Annotated in this window: 21 protein-coding genes; 8 read left to right on the forward strand and 13 right to left on the reverse strand. The window is 58.5% G+C overall.

The window, feature by feature from the left end:
- Position 1: 1 nt before the first annotated feature.
- From RX330_RS02600 to RX330_RS02610, 3 genes are all read right to left on the reverse strand, one after another.
- On the reverse strand, positions 2-472 hold the full coding sequence (locus RX330_RS02600; RefSeq protein ID WP_317241974.1) for a DUF2721 domain-containing protein: 471 nt from the start codon (positions 470-472) through the stop codon (positions 2-4).
- Between the two features lie 277 nt (positions 473-749).
- Positions 750-2255 (reverse strand): DUF1254 domain-containing protein, encoded by a 1506-nt coding sequence (locus tag RX330_RS02605; protein ID WP_317241975.1) that lies wholly within the window; start codon positions 2253-2255, stop codon positions 750-752.
- 66 nt (positions 2256-2321) lie between these two features.
- Entirely contained in the window at positions 2322-3764 is a 1443-nt protein-coding gene (locus RX330_RS02610; RefSeq protein ID WP_317241976.1) for a DUF1254 domain-containing protein, read from the reverse strand.
- 315 nt (positions 3765-4079) lie between these two features.
- Here RX330_RS02610 and RX330_RS02615 point away from each other — a divergent pair, with 315 nt between their 5' ends.
- Positions 4080-5264: a TAXI family TRAP transporter solute-binding subunit gene (locus RX330_RS02615; protein ID WP_317241977.1), complete on the forward strand. Its 1185-nt coding sequence runs from the start codon at positions 4080-4082 to the stop codon at positions 5262-5264.
- A 276-nt stretch (positions 5265-5540) separates the two neighbouring features.
- Here the strand turns inward: RX330_RS02615 and RX330_RS02620 are convergent, their stop codons facing one another.
- From RX330_RS02620 to RX330_RS02635, 4 genes are all read right to left on the reverse strand, one after another.
- Positions 5541-6614, reverse strand: a complete 1074-nt coding sequence (locus RX330_RS02620) for a transporter (RefSeq protein WP_410707096.1) — start codon at positions 6612-6614, stop codon at positions 5541-5543.
- A 108-nt stretch (positions 6615-6722) separates the two neighbouring features.
- Entirely contained in the window at positions 6723-7175 is a 453-nt protein-coding gene (locus RX330_RS02625; RefSeq protein ID WP_317241978.1) for a helix-turn-helix domain-containing protein, read from the reverse strand.
- Positions 7176-7311: 136 nt separating this feature from the next.
- Positions 7312-7950 carry a response regulator transcription factor gene (locus RX330_RS02630; RefSeq protein ID WP_317241979.1) on the reverse strand — a complete coding sequence of 213 codons (639 nt, stop codon included), beginning with the start codon at positions 7948-7950 and terminating at the stop codon, positions 7312-7314.
- Between the two features lie 197 nt (positions 7951-8147).
- Positions 8148-9257: an HlyD family secretion protein gene (locus RX330_RS02635; RefSeq protein WP_317241980.1), complete on the reverse strand. Its 1110-nt coding sequence runs from the start codon at positions 9255-9257 to the stop codon at positions 8148-8150.
- A gap of 239 nt (positions 9258-9496) precedes the next feature.
- On the opposite strand from RX330_RS02635, the gene RX330_RS02640 reads away from it, so the two are divergent.
- The 5 genes from RX330_RS02640 to RX330_RS02660 all read left to right on the forward strand — a co-directional run bounded on the left by RX330_RS02640 (position 9497) and on the right by RX330_RS02660 (position 14558).
- A complete protein-coding gene (locus tag RX330_RS02640) occupies positions 9497-10174 on the forward strand; it encodes a hypothetical protein (protein ID WP_410707098.1) in 678 nt (225 codons plus the stop codon).
- 118 nt (positions 10175-10292) lie between these two features.
- The gene (locus RX330_RS02645) at positions 10293-11723 is read left to right on the forward strand and encodes a DUF1254 domain-containing protein (protein WP_317244045.1); all 1431 of its coding nucleotides are present in this window, start codon (positions 10293-10295) and stop codon (positions 11721-11723) included.
- Between the two features lie 85 nt (positions 11724-11808).
- Positions 11809-12165 (forward strand): HdeA/HdeB family chaperone, encoded by a 357-nt coding sequence (locus tag RX330_RS02650; RefSeq protein ID WP_247771768.1) that lies wholly within the window; start codon positions 11809-11811, stop codon positions 12163-12165.
- Positions 12166-12243: 78 nt separating this feature from the next.
- Positions 12244-12618, forward strand: coding sequence for a response regulator transcription factor (locus RX330_RS02655; protein ID WP_317241982.1), 375 nt, complete (start codon positions 12244-12246; stop codon positions 12616-12618).
- 116 nt (positions 12619-12734) lie between these two features.
- Positions 12735-14558 (forward strand): sensor histidine kinase, encoded by a 1824-nt coding sequence (locus tag RX330_RS02660; RefSeq protein ID WP_317241983.1) that lies wholly within the window; start codon positions 12735-12737, stop codon positions 14556-14558.
- 517 nt (positions 14559-15075) lie between these two features.
- Here the strand turns inward: RX330_RS02660 and RX330_RS02665 are convergent.
- The 3 genes from RX330_RS02665 to RX330_RS02675 all read right to left on the reverse strand — a co-directional run bounded on the left by RX330_RS02665 (position 15076) and on the right by RX330_RS02675 (position 17519).
- Complete coding sequence (locus tag RX330_RS02665; protein WP_317241984.1) at positions 15076-16236, reverse strand: PAS domain-containing sensor histidine kinase; 1161 nt, start codon at positions 16234-16236, stop codon at positions 15076-15078.
- Complete coding sequence (locus RX330_RS02670) at positions 16237-16971, reverse strand: alpha/beta fold hydrolase (protein WP_410707577.1); 735 nt, start codon at positions 16969-16971, stop codon at positions 16237-16239. It lies immediately after the preceding gene.
- 146 nt (positions 16972-17117) lie between these two features.
- Entirely contained in the window at positions 17118-17519 is a 402-nt protein-coding gene (locus RX330_RS02675; RefSeq protein ID WP_317241986.1) for a response regulator, read from the reverse strand.
- 394 nt (positions 17520-17913) lie between these two features.
- On the opposite strand from RX330_RS02675, the gene RX330_RS02680 reads away from it, so the two are divergent.
- Positions 17914-18144 carry a hypothetical protein gene (locus RX330_RS02680; RefSeq protein ID WP_317241987.1) on the forward strand — a complete coding sequence of 77 codons (231 nt, stop codon included), beginning with the start codon at positions 17914-17916 and terminating at the stop codon, positions 18142-18144.
- Between the two features lie 18 nt (positions 18145-18162).
- On the opposite strand, the gene RX330_RS02685 is transcribed toward RX330_RS02680, so the two are convergent.
- Positions 18163-18597: a nuclear transport factor 2 family protein gene (locus RX330_RS02685; protein ID WP_317241988.1), complete on the reverse strand. Its 435-nt coding sequence runs from the start codon at positions 18595-18597 to the stop codon at positions 18163-18165.
- A gap of 1084 nt (positions 18598-19681) precedes the next feature.
- Here RX330_RS02685 and RX330_RS02690 point away from each other — a divergent pair.
- Positions 19682-19819 carry a hypothetical protein gene (locus RX330_RS02690; protein ID WP_317241989.1) on the forward strand — a complete coding sequence of 46 codons (138 nt, stop codon included), beginning with the start codon at positions 19682-19684 and terminating at the stop codon, positions 19817-19819.
- 122 nt (positions 19820-19941) lie between these two features.
- On the opposite strand, the gene RX330_RS02695 is transcribed toward RX330_RS02690, so the two are convergent.
- Both RX330_RS02695 and RX330_RS02700 read right to left on the reverse strand, forming a co-directional pair.
- Positions 19942-21141 carry a PHB depolymerase family esterase gene (locus RX330_RS02695; protein WP_317241990.1) on the reverse strand — a complete coding sequence of 400 codons (1200 nt, stop codon included), beginning with the start codon at positions 21139-21141 and terminating at the stop codon, positions 19942-19944.
- A 4-nt stretch (positions 21142-21145) separates the two neighbouring features.
- A complete protein-coding gene (locus RX330_RS02700) occupies positions 21146-21565 on the reverse strand; it encodes a CopG family transcriptional regulator (RefSeq protein ID WP_317244046.1) in 420 nt (139 codons plus the stop codon).
- Positions 21566-21634 lie beyond the last annotated feature (69 nt).

Consider the following 21634-nt stretch of genomic DNA (forward strand, 5'->3'; position numbering starts at 1 on the left):
CTCAACGGCGAAACGTAGCGGCACTCCGGCACGGCATCAGGCGAAATGATCTAGCTCGCTCAGCGCAATTCGCACCTTCGCGGGCAAAATCAACGAGCGATACAGCGAACGCGGCGAGAGCAACCATGAAAAGAATAGCCACGCCGTGCTCGTGGCGTATCTGAAGGAAAGCGCTCGCAAACGCGACCATGACAAGGGCGGTCACGGCGATACTGCCGATTACCGCCCAGAAAATTGCGCGGTTCAGCATCGCCGCTCGGCGCATTAGGCGCGGAAGATCCAGCTTTAACCGTAATCTGACTGCATCTTCGTCGGCGATGCCGTTCAGGAGCATCGTTCTATCGATGATCCTGTTCAGGCGAGAAATCAGCACAGAAATGAAGGCGGCCAGCGCTCCAAGAAGGAACGCCGGCGCTGCCGACTGAGAAATGACATGAGATAACTGACTGACGGTTGGTGTATCTGCAGACATCGCACTCGTTCTGTTGCCTGCGCTGAGGACTATCTCAGTGCCATGAAATCCTCTTTGTGCCAGGCCGCTGAGAGTGACCCTCTGCAGCAGGCACTAGAAAGCTCCTCAGTTTCGGGACTATAGAGCCGCTCCGCGATAGAGATTGGACCCTTAGCGCCGGCGGCCAGTTCGACTCCTGGGTTAACCATAGCCATTTCGGCGTCAGCGGGCCGCCGCGACTACCGAGGGCCCGCTCAACCAAACGCCTCGTTGGCAAAAGCCTAACGCGGTCTCAAATTCAATTCACGAGTTCGATCTCGCCGGGCCGCCAGGTCTTGTTGAACCACGGTTCCAGCGGACCGTAGAGGCGAAGGATCATGAACCAGCTCTTGTCCGGAATCGTCTGCACCCAGTTGTTCTCCATTCCCGTCGGGGACTTAGGGCTGAAATAGACATCGACCGAACCGTCGGCGTTGATCTTGAGAGCTTTGTTCTGGCTGCTGACGCTCGGGAATTGCTCATCAGTCTGTAGCATCGAGCGGGTCTGAGTATCGTAGACGATCACCGACCAGAAATCTTTAATTGGAATGTTCGGCGGCAGATGCAGCTTGTAAGTTTTAGCGCCGTCAAACGGATTGCCTTTGGAGTCCTGGGCTGCCCATGGGTATTGCGAGCCCACGCCGACCATCTTTTCGGCCATGGCAGGGGTAACGCCGGTGGCCAGGAAGTAGAAGAACGCAGCACCATCGAGATTACTGACGCCAGGCGCGACCTCGAACTTGTAGCCGCCGAAGAACGGCAGCCGCCACGCGCTGTTCGGATAGAAAAAGGCATCTTCGCCGCGGATCTTGAAGGCGATAGTCCGCGCGGTAACGGCGCCGATATTGGCGGCGTCCGTCAGGATCTTCTTCATCCGCTCGTCGGGATTGAACGATTTTCCCTTCACGATTCCGATCGAGGCGAACAGGCCGAGCGTCGTGGGATCGGAGCCCTCGCTCGGTTCTTCCTGGATGGCCTCGTTCAACAACGACCAGAACTGATAATCGGCGGGCGGGACGAAAGTCGCTGGTTGACCTGATGCGTTGACGAATTTCATAGGCGGCGGGTTGGCCGCGTCGGCGAGATTGTAGATCTTCAGCGTCTTCTTCACCGAGTCCACGCCGGGCTTGGGCGAACCGTCGACCAAGAACGAACGGAACGGCATCCAGTTGCCGAAGGTGCTCGGACGCACGACGTGATAGCCCGCCGGGACGTCACCCTTGTAGCCGGGCGGAAGGATGAGATATTTGCCTCCCTCACCACGGTCCGCGCCGGTGATGCCAACATCGGCAACCCATTTGTACCACATGTCGTCGATCAGCCCGAGCACCTTGCGCGGAATCTCGAGCACCAGCGGTCCCTTGCTCGTATCGAGCCATATGAAGCTGTAGACGGTGTTGTCGTTGGCGGTCAATTCCACTGTCTTGGAGTCGACGAGGTTCTCCCAGATCACATTGGTCTGGTTATCGGGGCCGAACTCGCGCAATGACCTGCGCATGCCAACCTGATTGACGATCGGGAAGCCCAGCAGATAGGCCTGCAAAGCGCGCGACCGATCGAGGTTGTCGTAGATCTTCTGGGCCGTTTCGGCGGACGGATAGCCATCCTTTAGATTGAGTGTCCCGATTGAAGAGTCAACCTTGTCCGGTGTGGCGACGCCCGGAGCGATCGACGTCGTCATCTTGTAGGTCTGCGCGGAAGCGGCGCCCAAGCCCATCAATGCCACCGCAACGGTGGCGCAAAGCAGTCTGTTCGTGCGCATCATTGTTTTCTCCTCACAACATCCGAGGCCAGCATCAGCATGGTCGGAATAATTCATGGTCGGAATGGATTACTGCGCCACCTTGATACCGGGCGGCTGCCAGGTGCCTGAGCCTGGCGGCAAGATCGATGGTGCTTCGGTCTTTGGCCAATACAGCCGCATGACCAGGTAGATCTCGCCATTCGGCGCCGGCAACCAGTTGGACTCCTTGTCGGCGCCAGGTGAATCTTTTTGGAGATGCAGTGTGAGAGAGCCATCTGCATTCTTCTTCATGTCAGGCAGCATCGGCGAGTTGATCAAATAGCGGTTGATCGGATTTTCGATCAGCAATTGCGTCTTGCCGTCATACATCGTCACCGACCAGAAGGCTTCGACGGGAGGATACTGTCCGGCGGCAAACGTGATCGAGTATTTGTGCTTGGAGCAATCGAGAACTTCGCCATTGGCAAGCGTTCTGGTAAGCGGGTAGACGGCCTCTATGGCATCGTTGCCATAAATTCCGCCCTTGGCTGCGGCAGCCCGCTTCAGCCAGTCGCCGCTATAGAACAGTCGGTCGCCGAAGAGCGACCCGACTTTCCAGCCGTTAACGTTCTTGCTGCCGTTCGCAAGATAATTCTCGACCTTCTCCTCGCCGTCCTTCATGCCCAGACCGATTTCAAGTTTATGTGTGAGCGGAAGATCCTTAAAGGCGAAGGTTTTGCCCGCGCCGACACCGATGCGCGCGAGCTTCTCGCGAATGGTGCGTTCTTCCGGTCCGGCCGGCGCGAATTGGAGCGCGAAGTCCAAATATTCGAAGAAATTCTTCTTCACGAGTTCCGCGTCGGCTTTGGGAAACTCGATCGTGGGCGCGGCTGGTGGCGCGGGCTGTTTGAGATAGGTCGACAGCGGTTGGGCCTTGTAGCCGGCCTGAACCTTCTCGACATTCGGCATGTCTTCTGGGTTGAACAGCTGGGTACGAATGGCAGCGAAAACAAACTGGGTCGAGGACTGGAACACCTTCTTGATTTCGGGCGGAGTGGATCCCTGCCAGTTCGGCCCGACGACCATGTAGTCTCCGGCGTCGCTCCCGGTCGCGCGGCTGCCGATATAGCCAAAATTGAACGTGTTACCGTCGATTAGCTGCACTGTATAATAACGAGTCTTCTCCACGGCCGGCACCGAAACCACAATCGGCTCGGCGCGCAGATCGAACCACAGTGTCGAATACGGCGTGTCGCTGTTGGGAGTCACGACGGCGGTGTCCTTGTACGTCGCGACATGCGCCAAGTTCTTGATCTGATTGAACGGCGCCTTGAACTGGCTGTTCTTGGTGTCCACGGAGAATTCGTACATGACCGCGTAGTTCATCACGATGGGCAGGCCGTAGATAAAGGCTTCTTCGGCGATGGCCTTGGCCTCGCGGATGTCGGGCCACTCGGGCTTGCTCTGCGCACTCGCGGGGGCAGACTTCACCAATGGAACGGTGATCGCAGTTATCGCGGCGGAGCGAAGCAGATCGCGTTTTGTCAACATGTGAACATCCCTTTTCAAATGTATTCGGGTTGCTGTGCTAGCTTGAGGAACTTGACGCCAAGCCTACCGGGCGCACGGCTGCGGCGACTATGCAAAAACGATCATCCCGTAATTCGTGAGCGCCGCGGCTGACGATCGGCCCAACACCTGAGAACAACCGTGGGGAAATCCTCCGAACGGAAGTGCATCTCTCTGACGGACCGATTCTGCATAGACGAATAGTCCTGCGTGTTCGTATGAAGGGTGTGGCCGCAGCTGGTTGTGCTTGAGGCCTGTCAGCCTCTCGTAAGAGGCGTCGGTCGCGCGGGGCATGCTATGACGAATCTCGTCACCAACTTGCCGCGATGGCTCCGGATAGTCGTTGTCGGGATTGCAACTGCTGCCATCATTGGCGGCGGCTGGCTCGTTTATCGTCATTTTAGCAAGCCCATCTTTCTAACGGTCGCCACGGGATCGTCTGACGGTGAAGCCCAATTGCTCATCTTAGCGATCTCGGCCCGGCTGACGGCATCGGGCGCCCATGTCAGGCTGAAAGTTGTCAATGCGGGCACGTCCGCGGGAGCTTCCGCGATGCTGGCCGGGGGCAGGGCCGATCTTGCCGTGGTTCCTGGCGATACCGGCGGTCTTTCGGACACGCGAAGCGTGCTTCTCCTGACCCACGGCGTGGTTCTGATCATGGCTCCGTCGACTGCGAGCGCCGACAGCCTGGGCGATCTACGCAGCATAGCCATCGGCGTCATCGGAGGAGACGTTAATCGGGTAGTCGTCGAAGCACTGAAGCAAGTCTATCAGTTCGATCGGGCCAAGGTGAGCTTCCAGGATGTTGCCATCGCGGAGGCCGCGGCCGCGCTGTCGTCGGGAAAGGTCCATGCCCTGCTTGCTGTTGTTCCCCTTACTGAGAAGTACCTGGCGAAAGCCCGGGAAATGTTTCAGCAGAACGGTGGGAAGGCATCGGCTCCGAAGATCATCGAAATCGCATCGGCCGGAGCGGTCGCCAACGTCGCGCAATATTATGAGAGCTACGATATTCCAAAGGGAACTTTACGCGGAGCTCCGCCGGTGCCGTCAGATGATCTCACGTCGCTGCGGGTCTCTTTCTACCTTGTCGCCAACAAGTCGGTCGATGCCGACACAATCACAGATCTGACGCAATCACTGGTTGACGTGCGCAGGGATCTGCTGTCGCAATATCCGATCTTGGCTCAAGCCGGCGCACCCAGCACGGATGCCGATGCGTTAATCCCGATCCATCCGGGAGCCGCAACCTATTACAACGGCAGCCAGCAAAGTTTTCTCGATACATATGATGACAAGCTCTATTACGTATCGCTGTTGCTTGGCTCCCTGATCTCGATCGTCGTAGCAGCATGGCGCTTTGCCGGCTCGGACGTCGCATGCAAGAGCATGCTTGAACCGCTGTACGAACTCGGCCATGAGATCAGAAACGCTGAGAGCGAGCCCGAACTGCAGGACATCAGAAGAAGATTGACGACATCCTGAAAGTTGAGCTTGCCAGGAACGCGATCGATGAGGGCACCGGCAATGCCGAAGTGGCCGCTCTCAGTCTCGCTGCTCATAGATTGCAATATCTGATGAGCCACCGCCGAACGTTGCTTCGCAAGGCACCAGCCGTTGAGGAATTTGCGAAAGCCAAGTAGTGCATTAGCGGAGCGAGCGATGGCCAGCAGAGTGCCAGGAAAGCACCGCGTCCAGTATCTGAATCATCGATGTGGCTGGCGGCTAATCCCACCGCTCTAAGCCGCCGAGTGAGTTGCCCTATTTTGTGACCATTCGGCGGGTGGGGGCCACAGTGCTGACCGGCGCCATGGGCGAGATCGAGAACGTCAGCCAGGTGTTCCAGCCCGCCGGCCTGTTCTCCGCTGCGAATTCACCGTATCCCTTCAGATTGAGGTAGCCCTGCATGTCTCCCACCGGGAACAGATACCCGATCTGGGGACCGATCGCGAGGACACGAGAGCGGAAGCCGCCGAGGATCGGATGCTGGCCGGAATCGTCGGTGATCTGTTGGTACGCATATCCGACAAGGCCGACAAAGACCTGCTTTGAAAGGAACTGGGATGCGCCCCAATCGACGTGGAAATCGACCCCGTTCTGATATTGGGTGTCCTGGTTCTTGAAGTTGTAAGTCAACCCGCCAACGGCGGAAAATTCGTGGCCGGTAGCCGGATTGAAATAGGTGTAGCCGCCGCCACCATCGATAGCACCATGACCGATGCCGAGGTTGGAGAGGCGGCTGGAATCGTAGGCCCCAACTGGAATGTCTCCAGTGACGTAGGTCATGAAATTATGTACGCCGGCATTCCATTTCAGGGTCGCTTGCGGATACAGGTCTCCGACCGATGCAAGTGAATCCGAGATGCTTCCTGTGCGGGTTGTGACCAGCGGACCAATTGCTGTGGTGAGAGTCCCGTCCAGACTGGTGCTTGCTCGGCCGAATATGCCCGTCATGCCGATCGCCAGTTGCCCACCTAGCACCGGCGTGGCGAACGTGTAGGTAGGATTGAGCAGCACCAGGTCGGCCTGCGCATTCAGATGCAGATTCAGATTGGCGTTCACCGCCACCGGAAATCTGCCGATCTGAATCTCTCTGGCTGCGGCCGCGGCACCGAAGGCCGAGACCGACGTGTGATAGTAGACCTCCGCCATGGACCATCCGGGCACCTGCGGCGTGGCTGCGAGGCTGCTGAACCGGCCGGGGAGCCAGTATGAAACTCCGCTTTCGTCGGCGTAGGCTGGAACAGACGCAGACCCGAACATCGTCACAGCCAAGCCAAAGCCGGCGAGCAAAACCAGCCGACTGATTTTTCGTTCGGATATCTTGCGTGTCATCTCAACTCCCCCGAGAACTGGACTGTGTCAGTCGAGCGATTGAATGTCTCGATGCAAGTCGGCGCTATGCAAAATCGGCCCAAGCTGATGCAGGAAAGTCACGCCGACCTACATTCCAAATGGAAGACCGGATCTGTCGTCGGCAGCGCCTTTGAGAACAAGCCTATCGAGCGAGGCGCGATGGAGTGTCTTCGAGGGACTTTCGCCGAACACTCTGCGGTATTCGACTGAAAAGCGCCCCAGCTCCACAAAACCAAAGCCAGTTGCGATTTCCGTTACGGTTACGAGCTGGCTATCTGCTGACAACAGGGCGCGTCGAGCTTCGGACAATCGCAGCATCCGGAGATGCCGGCATGGTGGGATGCCATGGACCTTATGGAAGGCTTTGCGCAGCGTTCGCTCGCTGACCGCAAGCGCGTTACAAACGGCCGAAATGTTAAGCGGTTCGTCCGGCTCTGAAAGCGCAAGCGTTTCCGCCTGCACCACAAGATCGTAGCAGGCCCGGTTTGTCGGCGCGGATAGCGTTCCCGGCACCCTTGCAGCCCGCCGATGCATCGCCATCGAAAAAACCCCCGGCCGTGAGCCGTACACAGGCTCTTCGGAGGATAAACAACACTCCGGAAGTCCGGGCGGTATTGTCCTTCGGGGCAAAACAAAGTTGCAGGACTCGTGCGGACTTGGTGTAAGCGGGACGTCTCTATGAGTTGGCGTCAGGGGAGGGCGCGGCCAGCAATCCGACGCGCTCCGCTATAGAAACGGCCTGGGCAAATGATTGAACCTGCAGCTTTTGCATAACCGCTTGCCGATGGGCCTTGATGGTTCGCTCGGACGTACCCAGCGCGTGGGCAATCTGCTTGTTCATTTTGCCGCGCACCATCAGGGAAAAAACTTCACTTTCCCTGGCCGTCAATGTCTCGATCAGGGATCTAAGCGACTTTTGCTGGTTTCGGCTCTCGCGCATACGCTCGGAGCGAACGAGCGCCCGCTCAATCGCCGGAAGCAACGTGTCCTTGGACACGGGTTTTGAGAGAAAGTCTTCGGCGCCGGCCTTGATAGCGCGTACGCTGGTCGGAATATCCCCATGCGCGGTCATGAAGATAATGGGCCAATCCGGGGACAATCTGGCAAGCTCTTCCTGCAACTGCAATCCGCCAAGAGAGGGCATCTGGACGTCGAGAAGGAGGCAGCCCGGCTTGGCATCCTTGATGTTTCGCAGAAAGACGGCCGCGGAATCGTAGTCGGCCACCTGATACCCCGAGATTTTCAGCACCCGAGAAATCGCGCTACGGAATGAAAAGTCGTCGTCCACGACGTGAATCACGGGGCCGCTCGTCATAAGTTTCGCTTTCGTCAGGGACCGCCGGAGAAATCCGAAAAATCTTCGATGCAGCAGCCGGCAAACCGCCACTGCGGCGGCTGAACTTCAGGAGAATGGGAAAATGAGCATAGCTCCGCCCGGCGGTCAACTCAGCGTTGTGCACCGCGCCCGCTCGGGCACTTTGCCGCAGGTGGCGCTATCCTGAGGCCGTGCGGCTAGAGATAGGCGGTATACGCGCTGACCCAGACAAGGATCGAGGCGAGGAGACCGATCACGCCCGCTTTCTCAGAAAATGCCGTGGCCGTTCCTGACATTCCAAGCCGCAGCGAGTCTCGGTTCATGTCCTCGGGTACGGAAATGATTGCCGGAAAGGCTGATGCACCCCCGAGCGCGTTCGTGCGCGCCAAGGTGCCGGAGGCGGCAATCTGGCCCTGGCCCACCCCTTTGGGAATCCCGATGATCTTTGCGCGATAGATGCGCCCGGGGTCATTATCCAAGACGATATCGACATGAGTGCCAGGCTTGATCGTCTGGAACCCGTTCTGTGAAAACATGCCGACAATTGTAATCTCATTCTCAACGATGAATGAGATTGCGGATTGGGACTGTTTGGCCCGATCACCGACTGTCAGAGCTACCGCGGTCACATAGCCATCCGCGGGTGCGCGAACGGTCGTCTGTGATAGCTCCCAAGTCGCGTTCTCTAATTGGGTTTGGATTTGCGCGACGGACGTATTGACGCCGCCGATCTCGGAGTCCATTGCGAGCTTGGCACTCTGCTGCGTTGCCTTGGCGGCATCGAGTTGCGCGGTCACCGTTTCAAACTGGACCTGAGTGTCCTGCTCCTTGAACGCGGTGTTTGCACCCTCAGTCGAAAGCGTCTGGATGTCGGCGAGACGCTTCGTGTTGTAGGTCAACTGGGCCTTAAGGCCCGCAACGTTCGCAGTCGCCTGCTCATAGTTCGATTTTAAGATTTGCACCTGCTGCCGTGCTCCGGCAAGGGACGCTTGAAGCTGGTTCACCGTGTACTGAAACGGGGTCGGATCGACTTGAAACAGCACGTCACCCGCCTTCACCGGCAGGTTCGGCTTGACCGGAATGGCGATGACCTGGCCAGTTACATTCGGGGTCACCTCGACAACCTTGCCCGCCACTGTAACCTTTCCGGCCGGAGTAAGAAAATTGAAGAGCGCCATAAATGTCGCGAGGATGAACACGCCGACAAGAACTGCGACCGCTCCTGAGGCCCAGCCCCAGCGCAAGAGCTTGAACCTCGAGAATACCGCCCACAACGCTACAACATAGAGGCACAGGATAATGACCACGGTGAGCCTCCCGTCGTTGATTGATGCCAAAGATCTATTCTGCACAACCTTCAATGACCGAACTATGCAAAAACGACGCGGCCTTCTTCTCTCTTCTTGCTGAGCACTCCACGACATTTTCAAAACTTGCCGTTTTTGCATAGCGGATGCTTGTTAGGCCTTCCATAGTTGGCAACGAACGTGATGCGCCGAGCGACGACATCGCGATACGTCACCGAAATCCGACAGGAGAGATGGACATGATCCACGCGAGACCGAGACTAATCGCAGGAGTGTTGGCTGCAGCGGTAGCAATAGGGGGCGCGGACGTAAGCTTCGCTCAGAATGCCCCAGCGTCGTCTGCCATGAAGACCATCGGCACTCCTTCCGCTCCGGCAAAACCCGAAATCGTCCCGTCATTGTTCGTACTAAATTCGCGCGGGGCAACTCTGCAGGGGGACACCTTGATCCTAACAGGCATAACCCCTAGCTCCATCATCTTTGCCGATCGCCCGGTGCGATCCGCAGGTCACCAGCCGACGGCGGACGTTATTGCGGAATGGGGATCGGGCGACGACAGCTTTACCAAGAATCCTCCCAACGCGACTTTGTCTGTGTTCGGCAAGGATGGCGCGGTGAAGGACGCGGTCCTGATATTGAAGAACCCGAAGCTCGATGGCGACAAGCTGACGTTTACGGTTCAGACCCTTGAAGGGGATATTGCCGGCGCGGATGGCGGGGCGGCCCTGTTCATTGACATCATAGGCCGGCCGTTCACGCCGATGTCGTTTGCCGGTGTCGCGCGACGTTCGGCATTCCGGGGCGCGATGTATGCCGGCGCAGCTGGTGCCGCCGCGTATGGTGCGGCTGCTTATTACCATCCATATGCCTACGCCCGTCCGGTCTGTGGCTACTACCCGTATCCGCCCTGCTACTGAGATCACGCCGGGAGGCGCTCTCTCCCGTTGGCTCGAAGTTTCGCCGGGCTTCGTCCGGCTTTTTGATCTTGAAGAAGATGCCACCCCACCAACGATCCGATCGAACGGAGACTCTGCAATGGGCCTTACGCGACGCAATCTCACATTAGGCGGCATCAGCCTGCTGATGGGCGCCTCCGCAAGCACCATCAGCCGAGCCGAACTCGGTTCTTTCCTCGGCATCGGAGAGGGCGTTGAGGATTTTCTGCTTGCCACCGATGCCTACATCTTCGGCTATCCGCTTGTGACCATGGAGATGACGCGCAGAGTCATCACCAATGTGGCGTCTCCGGTCGGAACACGCGGGCCGATGGGTCAGATAATCAAGCTGCGGCAATATCCGGACGCATCCTTTCGAGACGTGACCGCGCCGAACGCCGACACGCTTTACACGACATCGTTCTTCGATGTCAGCAAAGAGCCGTGGGTGCTCAGCATTCCCGACATGAAGGGTCGCTATGCGCTATTCCCGATGCTAGACGGCTGGACCACCGTCTTCGAAGTCCCGGGCAAGCGCACAACTGGCACTGGTGCACAGATCTATGCGATCACTGGCCCTGGCTGGAAGGGCACGCTGCCGGAGGGAGTTAAGCAGTACAAGTCGCCCACCGCAATCGTTTGGCTACTTGGGCGCATTTACTGCACCGGCACAGCGGAGGACTACGCCGAAGTGCACAAGTTGCAGGATGAATTCAAGCTGGTGCCGCTGAGCTCATACGGCAAGCCTTACACCCCACCTCCAGGAACTGTCGACTCATCGATCGACATGAAGACGGCGGTGCGCGAGCAAGTCAACCGGATGGATGCGGTCGAGTACTTCACGCTTCTTTGCAAGCTGATGAAGGATAATCCTCCATCGGCGGCAGATGCACCGCAGTTGGCAAAATTTGGCAAGCTCGGCATTGTCCCCGGACGAGATTTCGACTCGAGCAAGCTCAAGGCGGATTTCGTCAAGCGCATCCCCGAGGTTGCCTTTGATCGAATCATGCTGCAGTTCAAGGTAAATAAGGATGTGACCGACGAGAACGGTTGGGCCTTTACGACCAAGACCGGCATCTACGGCACTGACTATCTGATGCGCGCGCTCGTCACCGCAATAGGGCTGGGGGCCAATCGGCCGCAAGATGCAGTCTATCCGACGTCACAGAAGGACGGGGAAGGCCGCAAATATAACGGCGCCAACAAGTACGTGATGCGTTATCCCAAGGGACAACTGCCTCCGGCTGAGGGATTCTGGTCCCTCACGATGTATGACTCCAGCTATTTCTTCGTCGACAATCCGCTGAACCGATATTCAATCAGCGCGCGAGAGAAATTGAAGTCGAACCCGGACGGCTCCACTGATCTCTACATCCAGAAAGAGTCGCCCGGCAAAGACAAGGAATCGAACTGGTTGCCGGCACCTCCCGGAGATTTCATTTTGATGATGCGCCTGTATTGGCCCCGCGAGAACAGTCCATCAATCCTCAAAGGATCTTGGAAGGTACCGCCCGTGAAAAAGGTATCTTGATCAAGTGTCGCGCGATGTATCGAGCGCTGGCGTAGCAGATGTTGGCCGCGCCAGCGGTCGTTCAGGGGCAGTCGGGAGAGCTGAAATGCTTAGACTACTCGCTATGACGGTAGTGCTCTGCGGAGCAGGGATCTTGCCTGCTCGCTCACAGGTCGATCTCAGTACCTATGCCGACGGTAACGGATTCTTGGATGTTCAGAAACTGACGTGCGCTCAACTCGCGGGGACTTGGCAGGGCGATGCCGACCGGTTGGCAGCCTGGTATAGCGGCTGGTACAACGGACTTGCCCACAAGCACTATATGGATATCGTCAAAGCCAAAGAGGCCGAGCACGAACTAATTGTCTATTGCAAGGCGAACCGCGAACGACTGATCATCGAGGCGATCGCGGTCGTGTTCAAGGACATGCGAACGAAGCTGGGAATCGACTTGAAGCCCTGAGATCTGGCGGTTTGCCAGTGCAATTAGTCTGGGAGATCTTGTCATAGGGAATACTGTAAACGGCAATGATGTGTCGCCATGCGCACTATAGCGGTAGTCGATGATAACCCGAGCATGCTGCAAGGTTTAAACCGCCTTTTGTCAGCCTATGGATTCCGAGTTCTGACGTTTGCATCGGCGGAGTCGTTTTTAGAGGCCGATGCCGGGTGCGCAGCTGATTGTTTGCTCCTGGACGTTCACCTCGCTGGTATCTCAGGCATCGAACTACAGCGGCGATTGATCTCGTCAGGCAGAGAATTGCCGGTCATTATCATGACTGCGATCGATAGTGAGGCCATTAGGCAAGAAGCCTTTGACGCGGGCTGTATTGCGTTTCTAAAGAAGCCGTTTCTATCGAAGCTGCTCATCGATGCCCTGGACAAGATTCCGCATGAAGGCAGCCCAGTTTCTTAAATATTGCGACGAATCGTCGTGGCATTGATTTCATGAATGCTTGCCCAGGAGCTCGCTGAATCGCTTAGGATTGGGATTCTGGGTCACAGTTTATCGCGCATCGGCTGCCCTTTCAGATGAAAACCCGAATATATATCAGTTCACTCGTTCTGCTCCTGGCGATGTCCGGCACCGCTTTCTCCCAGCCAAAGCGGGTGCTGATCGTTCATTCCGTTGGTCGTGATTTTTCGCCATGGGACGATTACGGTAGAAAGATACGGGAAGAGCTGAGGATCCAATCGAAAGATCCGATCGACATCTTTGAGGTGTCGCTGTCGACAGCCCGGTTTCCCGACGGAAATGAAGACGCATTTGTCAGCTACGTGAACGCGGTGTTTTCGGCGCGCAAGCTCGACCTGATCATGACGATTGGCGGTCCCGCGGCACGATTTTTTCAGCAGAACCGGAAGCGAATTTTTCCTTCGATCCCAACCTTGTACGCTGCCCTTGCGCAGCAGATGTCTGCTAATGCACCAGCAACCGATGCAATGGTTTCGGTAGACGTCGACGTGCTAAGTACTCTCCACCAGATCTTGAATTTGGTTCCAGAGACGACCAAGGTTTTCGTCGTGATGGGAAATTCTCCAATCGAAAAGCTTTGGTTGCAGGAAATGCGCAAGCTGTTCGAGCCGTTGGCAAGCCGGGTCGAAATCACTTATTCTAATGAACTCTCGCTGGAGCAGATTCTTCAGCAGGTCGCTATCCTTCCACCCCGAACCTTCATCGTCTACGGGCAGATGTTGGTGGATGCAGCTGGCGTCGTACACGAAGGAAAGGCGGCCATAGGCCGCATTCACGCGGTTGCTAACGCGCCTATGTTTTCGGAGCAAGACGCCTTCTTCGGCCTAGGGGTTGTCGGCGGCCGGATGACGAATACATCCGACGTCAGTCGGCAGACCGCCGCAGTTGCCGTCCGCATTCTGAACGGCGAGTCGCCGGGCAGCATCAAAATGCCTCCAATTCCTGCTGCACATCCCAGGTTCGACTCGAGAGAACTGAAGCGCTGGAATATTAGCGAAGGCCAATTACCGCCAGGCAGTGAATTGTTCTTTCACGTGCCCAGCCTTTGGGAGCAATATCGACCGCAACTGACCGGTATTTTGGCGGCCATCTTGCTGCAAGCCGGCATCATTGCATTGCTGCTCGTCGAGCGACGGCGACGCATTGTCGCCCAGGCGGAGGCAACTAGTCGCCGGCATGAGGTCGTCCGCCTGAACAGGGTAACGACCGCAAGCGTTCTCTCGTCCGCGATTGCTCATGAACTTTATCAGCCGCTCGGTGCTATCTTGAGCAATGCCGAGGCCGCGCAGATGTTGATCAAGGCTCATCCACTAGATGTCGCTCAACTTGGAGAAATCCTTTCCGACATCGTCCGTGATGAGCAACGTGCGAGCGAAATTATCAACGGATTGCGGAACTTGCTCAACAACAGAACGGGAGCTGATCTGCAGCCTCTTAACTTGAACGCCACGGTTCGCGACGTCGTCAGGATCGTATCTCCTGAAGTCACAAGGCGAGGAGTAGTTTTACGCACCATTCTGGCAACGGAGCAATTATGGGTGCGCTGCGATCCGATTCATCTGCAGCAGGTCATCATCAACTTGGTGATGAACGGCATCGACGCGATGGAAGATGTTGCCAATCCGCATGAACTGACAATCCGAACTAATCTGACTGATACTGGCAAGGTGGAGGCGAGGATATCCGATTCTGGCCCGGGGATCTCCAATGAGCAGCTAACCGAAATCTTCGATGCATTTGTAACGACGAAGCCACAGGGGACTGGGCTGGGGCTTCCAATTGCCAGAACAATCGTTGAAAGCTACGGGGGCGAGCTCTGGGCTGAGAGCCGAATGCGCGGCGCCGTCTTCTCCTTTACGCTACCTCTAGCTAGAGCTTAGGTAGTGAGAGCGATCACGCCCATAGCGCCGAGAGACCTGCCGGGATAATCGGGGGGCTCGAATTCGTCGGCTGGAACGCCAACTCATCACCGAGCCGGCTCATCCGTTGCTGACTTTAGGCGCTGCTGGACGGTCCGACCTCGAGTTCGTCTATGATTATCCCGGAGAGATACCCGTGTCGGACCCGACCACTTCGAAATAGCCATTCCGATCGAATTGTGCGCGCTGCTGCGCAGTGAGCCAGCCGCGGAGCAGGCGCACGCCCTTTTTCCGCCGCTCCTCCAGACAGCTTCGGTAGAAGGTCCGGCACGCCCGACGCCGGAAGATCCTGAGGTAATGAGAACCAGTCACGACAATCGCTCGTTCATTTTCGAAAGGCGGCATTGAATATGAAATTGCAATAGAAGATGCCGAGAAGTCAGCGCGTGTTCCTAATGCTCAATACACGGCAATAGCCGCGCTAAGAGCCCTGCCTCGATCAATTTCTCCGAACGATGCCCACTCAAGAGCGCTCGGTTTATGGCGCGGAATGCGGCCGGAGCGATCCATCGCCTTCGAGGGGCATTCGCAAGGTGAACTTGGTTTCCGCGTCGGTCGAGTCGACCTCGATTGAACCTCCGTGCGCCTTCGCTATTTCAGACGCGATGTACAGACCAAGTCCCAATCCTTCAGAAGGGCCGTGCGCCTTTCCTCGGTAGAACGGCTGAAACAGGCGCGTCCGCGCCTCTTCCGGAATAGCCGCGCCTCCATTGGCCACCGAGAGCTCGAACATTTCTGCTTTGGCGGCAGCTTGGACCCGCACTGGCTGATCCGGCGCGCCGTGGCTGATTGCGTTGCCGAGCAGGTTCGAGAACAATTGGGCGATACGGGCCGGATCGCAGAAGACCGGTGTCTCGACTTCGAAGCTGGCTTCGATGCGGCGCGCCGGACGGGCCGCCGTCAATTCGGCGACGACCTGGTCTAGCACGGGTTCAATCGCCGTAATTGACTTGGACAGCGAGATGCCGCCGCCGAGGCGGCCTCGTGCCAAGTCCATGACGCTCTCGATCATCTTGGCCATTCGGCCGACGCTGCTCTGCATCATGGCCTCGAGCCGCAGCGCGTCTTCCGGCGTCTTAGCCTTGAGCATCAGCCGTGCACCGGCCGCAATGGATGCGAGAGGGTTGCGCAGGTCGTGGCCGAGCACGGCGATGAACTGCTCGCGCAGCTCCGCGTTCTCGCGCTCCTGTCGCAGGCGCTCTTCCAAAACTGCCTTGAGCTCGTCGCTCTCTTTGCGGGCATCGATCAGCTGACGCTCATAACGGCGCCGGTCCGCGGCACGCATGATCGTCAGACGAGTGAACAGGAGTGCGTCGCTATCATTTCGACGCTCGCGGGCGTTCGCGATCGCCGGCAACCGTGTCCCGCTTTTCGTAAGGAGATCAAGCGCGAATTCATCGAAGAAGCCCTGCATCCGGAGCAGCGGCGCGACATGGGTTTCCAGGAATATGCGACCGGCCATGTTGAGCAGGTCGCTGAGCCGCATCCCTGGGAGGTCATCGGGCTGGTAGCCCATCCAGCCCGCCAAGGTCCGATTGGCACGATCGATGCGGCCATCCGGACGAACGGACAGGTACCCGCACGGCGCGTTTTCGTAGAGGTCTTCGAAATCGCTGTCGGCGGGGTAATTATTGTTCATTCAGACGAAATCTCGGATTGCGGCAACGACTTCGTCGGGCGCGCTCAGGTTGGGACAATGGCCGGTTGCCTTCAGAACCACCATTTTGCTGTTCGGGATGTTGCGCTGCACGTACGCACCCACCTGCTGCCCGGCGATTATGTCTTCGCTGCACTGCAGGATCAGCGTGCGAGCGTTGACCTTGTCCAAGTCCGCGCGATTGTCGGAGAGGAACGTGACCCGGGCGAACTCCTTGGCGATCGCGGGATCCGTACGGCAGAAGCTGTTGGTCAGCTCCTCGCCGAGTTCAGGACGATCGGGATTGCCCATGATGGCGGGCGCCATCCGCGCCGACCAGCCCATGTGGTTCTCTTCCAAAAAGGAGAGAAGCTCCTCGATCTGTTGAGCGCTAAAACCGCCGACATAGTCGCCATCATCGATGTAGCGCGCAGAAGGCCCCACAAGGATGAGGCTGTCGAACAACGAGGGGTTCTTGATCGCAGCCAAGACCCCGATCATGGCGCTGACGGAATGTCCCACGAAGACTGCGCCCTTCAGATCGAGCGCCTGGCCGATCTCGGCGACGTCGTCCGCATAACCGGACAATTTGGAGTACTTCTGGCGATCGTAAGCAGTGAGGTCCGACCGGCCCGCTCCGACGTGATCGAACAGAACCGTCCTGAATTCGTCTTCGAATGCCGGGGCCACGAAGCGCCACATGTTCTGGTCGCACCCGAACCCATGAGCGAACATCATGGCACGCTCGCCGCGGCCGCGGACTTGGACGTTGTTGCGGAACTCAATCGACACTTGGTACTCCCTAAGCGTGAGATCGTGCTTATCGTTCGGATAAGCCTAGGGTGAACTGGAGGCCTATGCATCCCTTTTCGCGCGCCGGGCAGCTATGACGTTCGGATGAGGAGATCGGATAGAGCCTCGACCAACTGCGCTGGCGCGAAGGGCTTGGGCAGGATTACGCTGCGCGGCACGCCTTTCGAGACCCAGCGATGGGCGCTATCGCCGGAGACGTAGATTATCGCGCAGCTTGGATCGTGCTCCCGGACGCGACGGGCCAGCGCCCACCCGTCCATTCTGGCGCGTCCCAGATTGATATCCGTGATTAGGGCTCGGGGCAGAGAACTCCCGCTGAGCAGGTCGGCAGCCTCCTCGCCGGATGCGGCGCTGAGGACGCCAAAACCGGCCTCCAGCAATGTCTCTTCGAGCATTTCACGAAGAAGATCTTCATCCTCGACCAAGAGAATGATTGATCTCGCTCCGATGTCTTGGGAGTTGCTCAGGTGCATCCTCTCGCATCTCTCATGTTCAGAGCACAGCAGACACGACGCCTGGGCTGCCAGCCACAACGCAACCGGCGGCAAACCGTTCACTTGGCGAGATTGGGCGCTGCTGGTCGTGGAACCGCAAGCGAGAAATACTGGCGGACGCTATCCTGATTCTGCCGGCGATAGTCAATTCACCTTTGTAGGTGCTTGAGGTGCCACCGCAGCGTGTGCAGGGGGTGCGCTGACTTGCCTGCACATCGGCATCACGTGTGCAAGACCACGCGCCGATCCCAATTCAGCAGTCGTGCTCATTCCCGCACGCGCGGCTAGGTCTACGCGAACGAAAATAGTTCGATTTTTGCGAGCCAGTGCTTACAGTTCGGTCGAACCTGAACGCCGAGTAGAGAGACTGGCAATGCAATATCGAGCCTGCATCGTTGATGCGAATGGTCACGAGAACTCCCGCACGTTCGCCTGCGCCAACGACGAGGACGCCGTCGTCTGGGCGAGGCAGATGCTGCACGGCAATTCCGTCGAGCTCTGGTGTGGTGAGCGACTGGTGAAGCGCTTGCTTGCTTCAGAGGACAGCCGGGCCGTAACGCATGAGGTGCATGAAGGTCGAATGGTGCCAAAAGGAAAAGAATGAGCTACCTGCAACGCGGCCTTATGGAGCCGCGATGCTGACCGTCTCTTCAATGATCCTCGTTTCGTCGCCCTCGCCCGCCAGTATTGCGCTGTAGTAGCCATGGAAGGGCTGATCGCCCACTTTGGCTTGCCACTCTCCGACGTTGAGTATGAACGAACCTTCGCTGTGAGATATGACACGCCTGACTGAGTAGTCGTGCAGTCCTATTTTCAAAGCTTCTTGAAAGCTTCGTCGTATGTCAGCGCGGCCTTGGAAGATTCCGCTAGGAGTAACTCTGATTGCATTCTCGTCGAATGCTGCCGCCATGGCATCGAGGTCGCCCCGATTGTACGCGGATGCAAAATTCTTCTGAAGAATGGCGCTCGCACTCTCGGCCGATAGCTTCTCTTGCCCGAGTGCCAGCGAGATCGAGATAAAGAGCAGGAACGCGACCGCGAATGTGGTTCTCACCATGAATGGCTCCGCTGTTGGTAGATGCAGGTCAGGCTGACTTGCCGTGCGCTGGCTGGTTTCTGTCGGCGCCCACCTTGCCCGCGTGATGAAGTCGCGGTCTACGGCGCACGCATCTTCCGCTTTCAAATTTCCGAGTCCCACGGGGCGATTGAAGCTGCGATTGTGCGCCCCAATACGAGGCCAAAGTCGGGCAGTCGCTCCAAGATCGAGGCGTTGGTGAAGGAAGCCAGCGCAGTGGTTCTAATGCTCACCAACTATTGTCCCATTGCTCCAAGCTTTCCGGATGGCGGAGGGCCTATTCAGGCAGCCCTACTGCAATCAACCCTTCACCGAGCCTCGATGCGAGGGCCGGCTCGCAACCGACGCCAGCAAACTGTCGGCTAACCCGGAAATTGGGCTGCAACTCGAGCACCCGGGCCGCAGCGGCTCTCGCCTCGTCGAGCCGGCCGAGGGCGACCAGAGGTCCAATCGAAATGACGTAGTTGATGCTGTGGGCGGGGTTCGACTGAACGGCGCGGTACGCGGCCTTGGCCGCTTGCTCCCACCGACCTTGCAAGAAGTGCCCGATCGCCTGCGAACCGAAGGCCGCGAACGCCCAGGGGTCGAAAGGGCTAAGCCGCAGCCCGCGCTCCCCCCACGCGATCGCCGGCTCGCCCAGCTATGCACGACGCTGCGAAGGATGAAGCCGAGCGCCGTCGACGGGCTCAGCGTGACCGCGGTTTCGAAGGAGGCGAAGGCTGCGGCGCGGTCATGGGCGTCCATTCCGAGCGAGAGTAGGGGTGCGGAGTCCTTGCGGTCAAAAGGCCTCACCTTCGCTGGTCCGCGGTGCTGCGCTCATGAAACTCTACCGGATCCGGGACGAGATCGTGCGTATGCGTGGGCAGATCCGCGCCTAGGAGCGCGAACTCCACATGCTACAGCGGGCAGGCGTCGCGACGTCTCCGCCGGACTGCTGCTCTCGACGATGCGGGCCAAGTTCAACGACCTCTGCCGGAGTTCGAACGGCTGAGATCTTCGTGATGTTTTGCAGCGTGGGCCGCGGTCATGCTCGGAACGAGGTGGCGCAGCGGGCATTGGTGTGTCCATGGACGACAGGAAGTGGATTGCCATCATGATCGCCTCGATGCTGTTGCTGGTCGGGGTCGCCGCGTTGCTGGTGCAGCAACCGGAGCTAGTCGTGACCGGACATTCGGTGGTGAGCGGCCTCCCCTCGGCTTTCTGAGAAGATAGGCCGACCCGGGCATTGTCCTCCTGCACGAGAAGTGTTTGCAACTACACGGCGGCGGCCCGCTCCGTCGCGTTCAGTCAAACGGGGATCCGGCGATTGCGAATTCAGGCTGCGCCCTATCTCCGCGTGAAGCTTGCCAGCGAATGCTCGAGGAAGAAACGCAGCATCTCCCTGGTCGCGTCCGGCCCGCGCGGATCCGTGTAGGACCCGGCAGGACTGCCTCCCGACCAGGCATGGGCGGCGCCGTGGACGCTCCAGTGCTCGGACAGGTCCAAGCCCCCTCCATCGGTGAGGATAGTGCGGGTATACGCGTGCCCCTCAGGTACTCGCCCGCGAATAACCTTCGTCCTCAGGCTCGCATCGTCGCTGGGCCCACCGAGAATCCGGTCAGCATTTCTCGGATGCACCGCGGTGTCGCGATCGCCATGGAAGACGATGGTGGGCACCCAGGCGCCGGCCGTCCCGATCGGTCCAGCGCTGCCCCGCTGCATAGCGGCCAGTGCGGACGGAAGGTCGCTGGCAGCCCCACAAGCCAGGCCGGAGTGGATGCCAATGGCGGCGTATAGGTCGGGGTACGTCGCACCCATGATGGCCGCGGCGGCCCCGCCGGCCGACAGTCCTGCGACGTAGATGCGCTTGGGATCGATAGGATGCTCCCGCATGATCTGGCGGGTGATCCCGGCGATCAGCGAAGGCTCGCCGCTATCTCGGCGCTGGTCACCCGTGCGAAACCAGTTCCAGCATTTCGCATGGTTGGCTCCGCGTGGCTGCTCCGGATAGACAACGAAGCAATCCCGCTCGTCCGCCCGAAAATTCATCCGGGTGCCGGCGGCGAAATCGTCGGGTGACTGGGTGCAGCCGTGAAGCATGACAATGAGGGGGCGCGGTCCTCCATCAGCGCGGCTGGGTATGAACAGCTTGTAGGTCCGACTTCCCGCCGCGTTGGTGAAGGTGGCAGAGACGAACCTTGTGCCCTCCGGTGCAATATCCGCCTTGGACAGTGGAGCGCGCCCGACCGGACCTGGCAGGCTGAAACCGGAAAGATCTTTAATGCTGCCGAAGGGCGCGAGGCCTTTGAGTTGTTTGGCAGGCGTGGCTTGCGTGGACGGCCCGCTCTCCTTCTCCTCGACGACATTGGCCTTCAGCTCGATTGTCGGCGGCTCAAGCCTTGCAGGCTCGACAGGCACAGCATTTCCCCTTGTCGCTGGGGGGCCGCCATCGCCGCGCAGCATTCGCTGCAGCACTGCAGTGGCTTCGACCGGTTGGCCGGCACGTGTGAGGCGAGTCGCTTCGCGGACCATGGCTGGATTCAGCATCGTTTCACCTCGTTCGGTCGGCGAGAGCGGCCTTGACCGCGGGGCTGGCATGAAGGGCTCCGAGCACCGAGACCGAGGCAATTGTGGCGCGCGCCAGCTCGGGCGTGACGTCCTGGTCGATGGTCGCCAAGCCGAGAACGTTGATGTGCAGCATCTCGCCGTCGCGCCGCGCCCTCTCGAGATCGACGCGGGCATAATTACGCAGCCCCAGGTCCAGACTTTTACGGGCCGTGGATTGCTTGACCACATCCGCGTGCCGCTCGAGCTGGTTGCGGATCGCCGTCCGGATGAAATCGGTGCGGTTCGAGTAAAATCCTTCCTGCACCATGAGATCGACCTGGCCGAGGTCCACATAGCCTAGGTTGATTGTGACCTTCTCCGTATCCGGGGTCCGGGGTCGCAGTTCGCGTACATTGTCGGTCATGGAGGGTACATCCATTTGTCCATCCAACTGGATGGCGACTGGATGGTAAATGGACATTCACGCTGAAAT

It is taken from the genome of Bradyrhizobium sp. NDS-1, from assembly GCF_032918005.1.
Lineage (GTDB): Bacteria > Pseudomonadota > Alphaproteobacteria > Rhizobiales > Xanthobacteraceae > Bradyrhizobium > Bradyrhizobium tunisiense.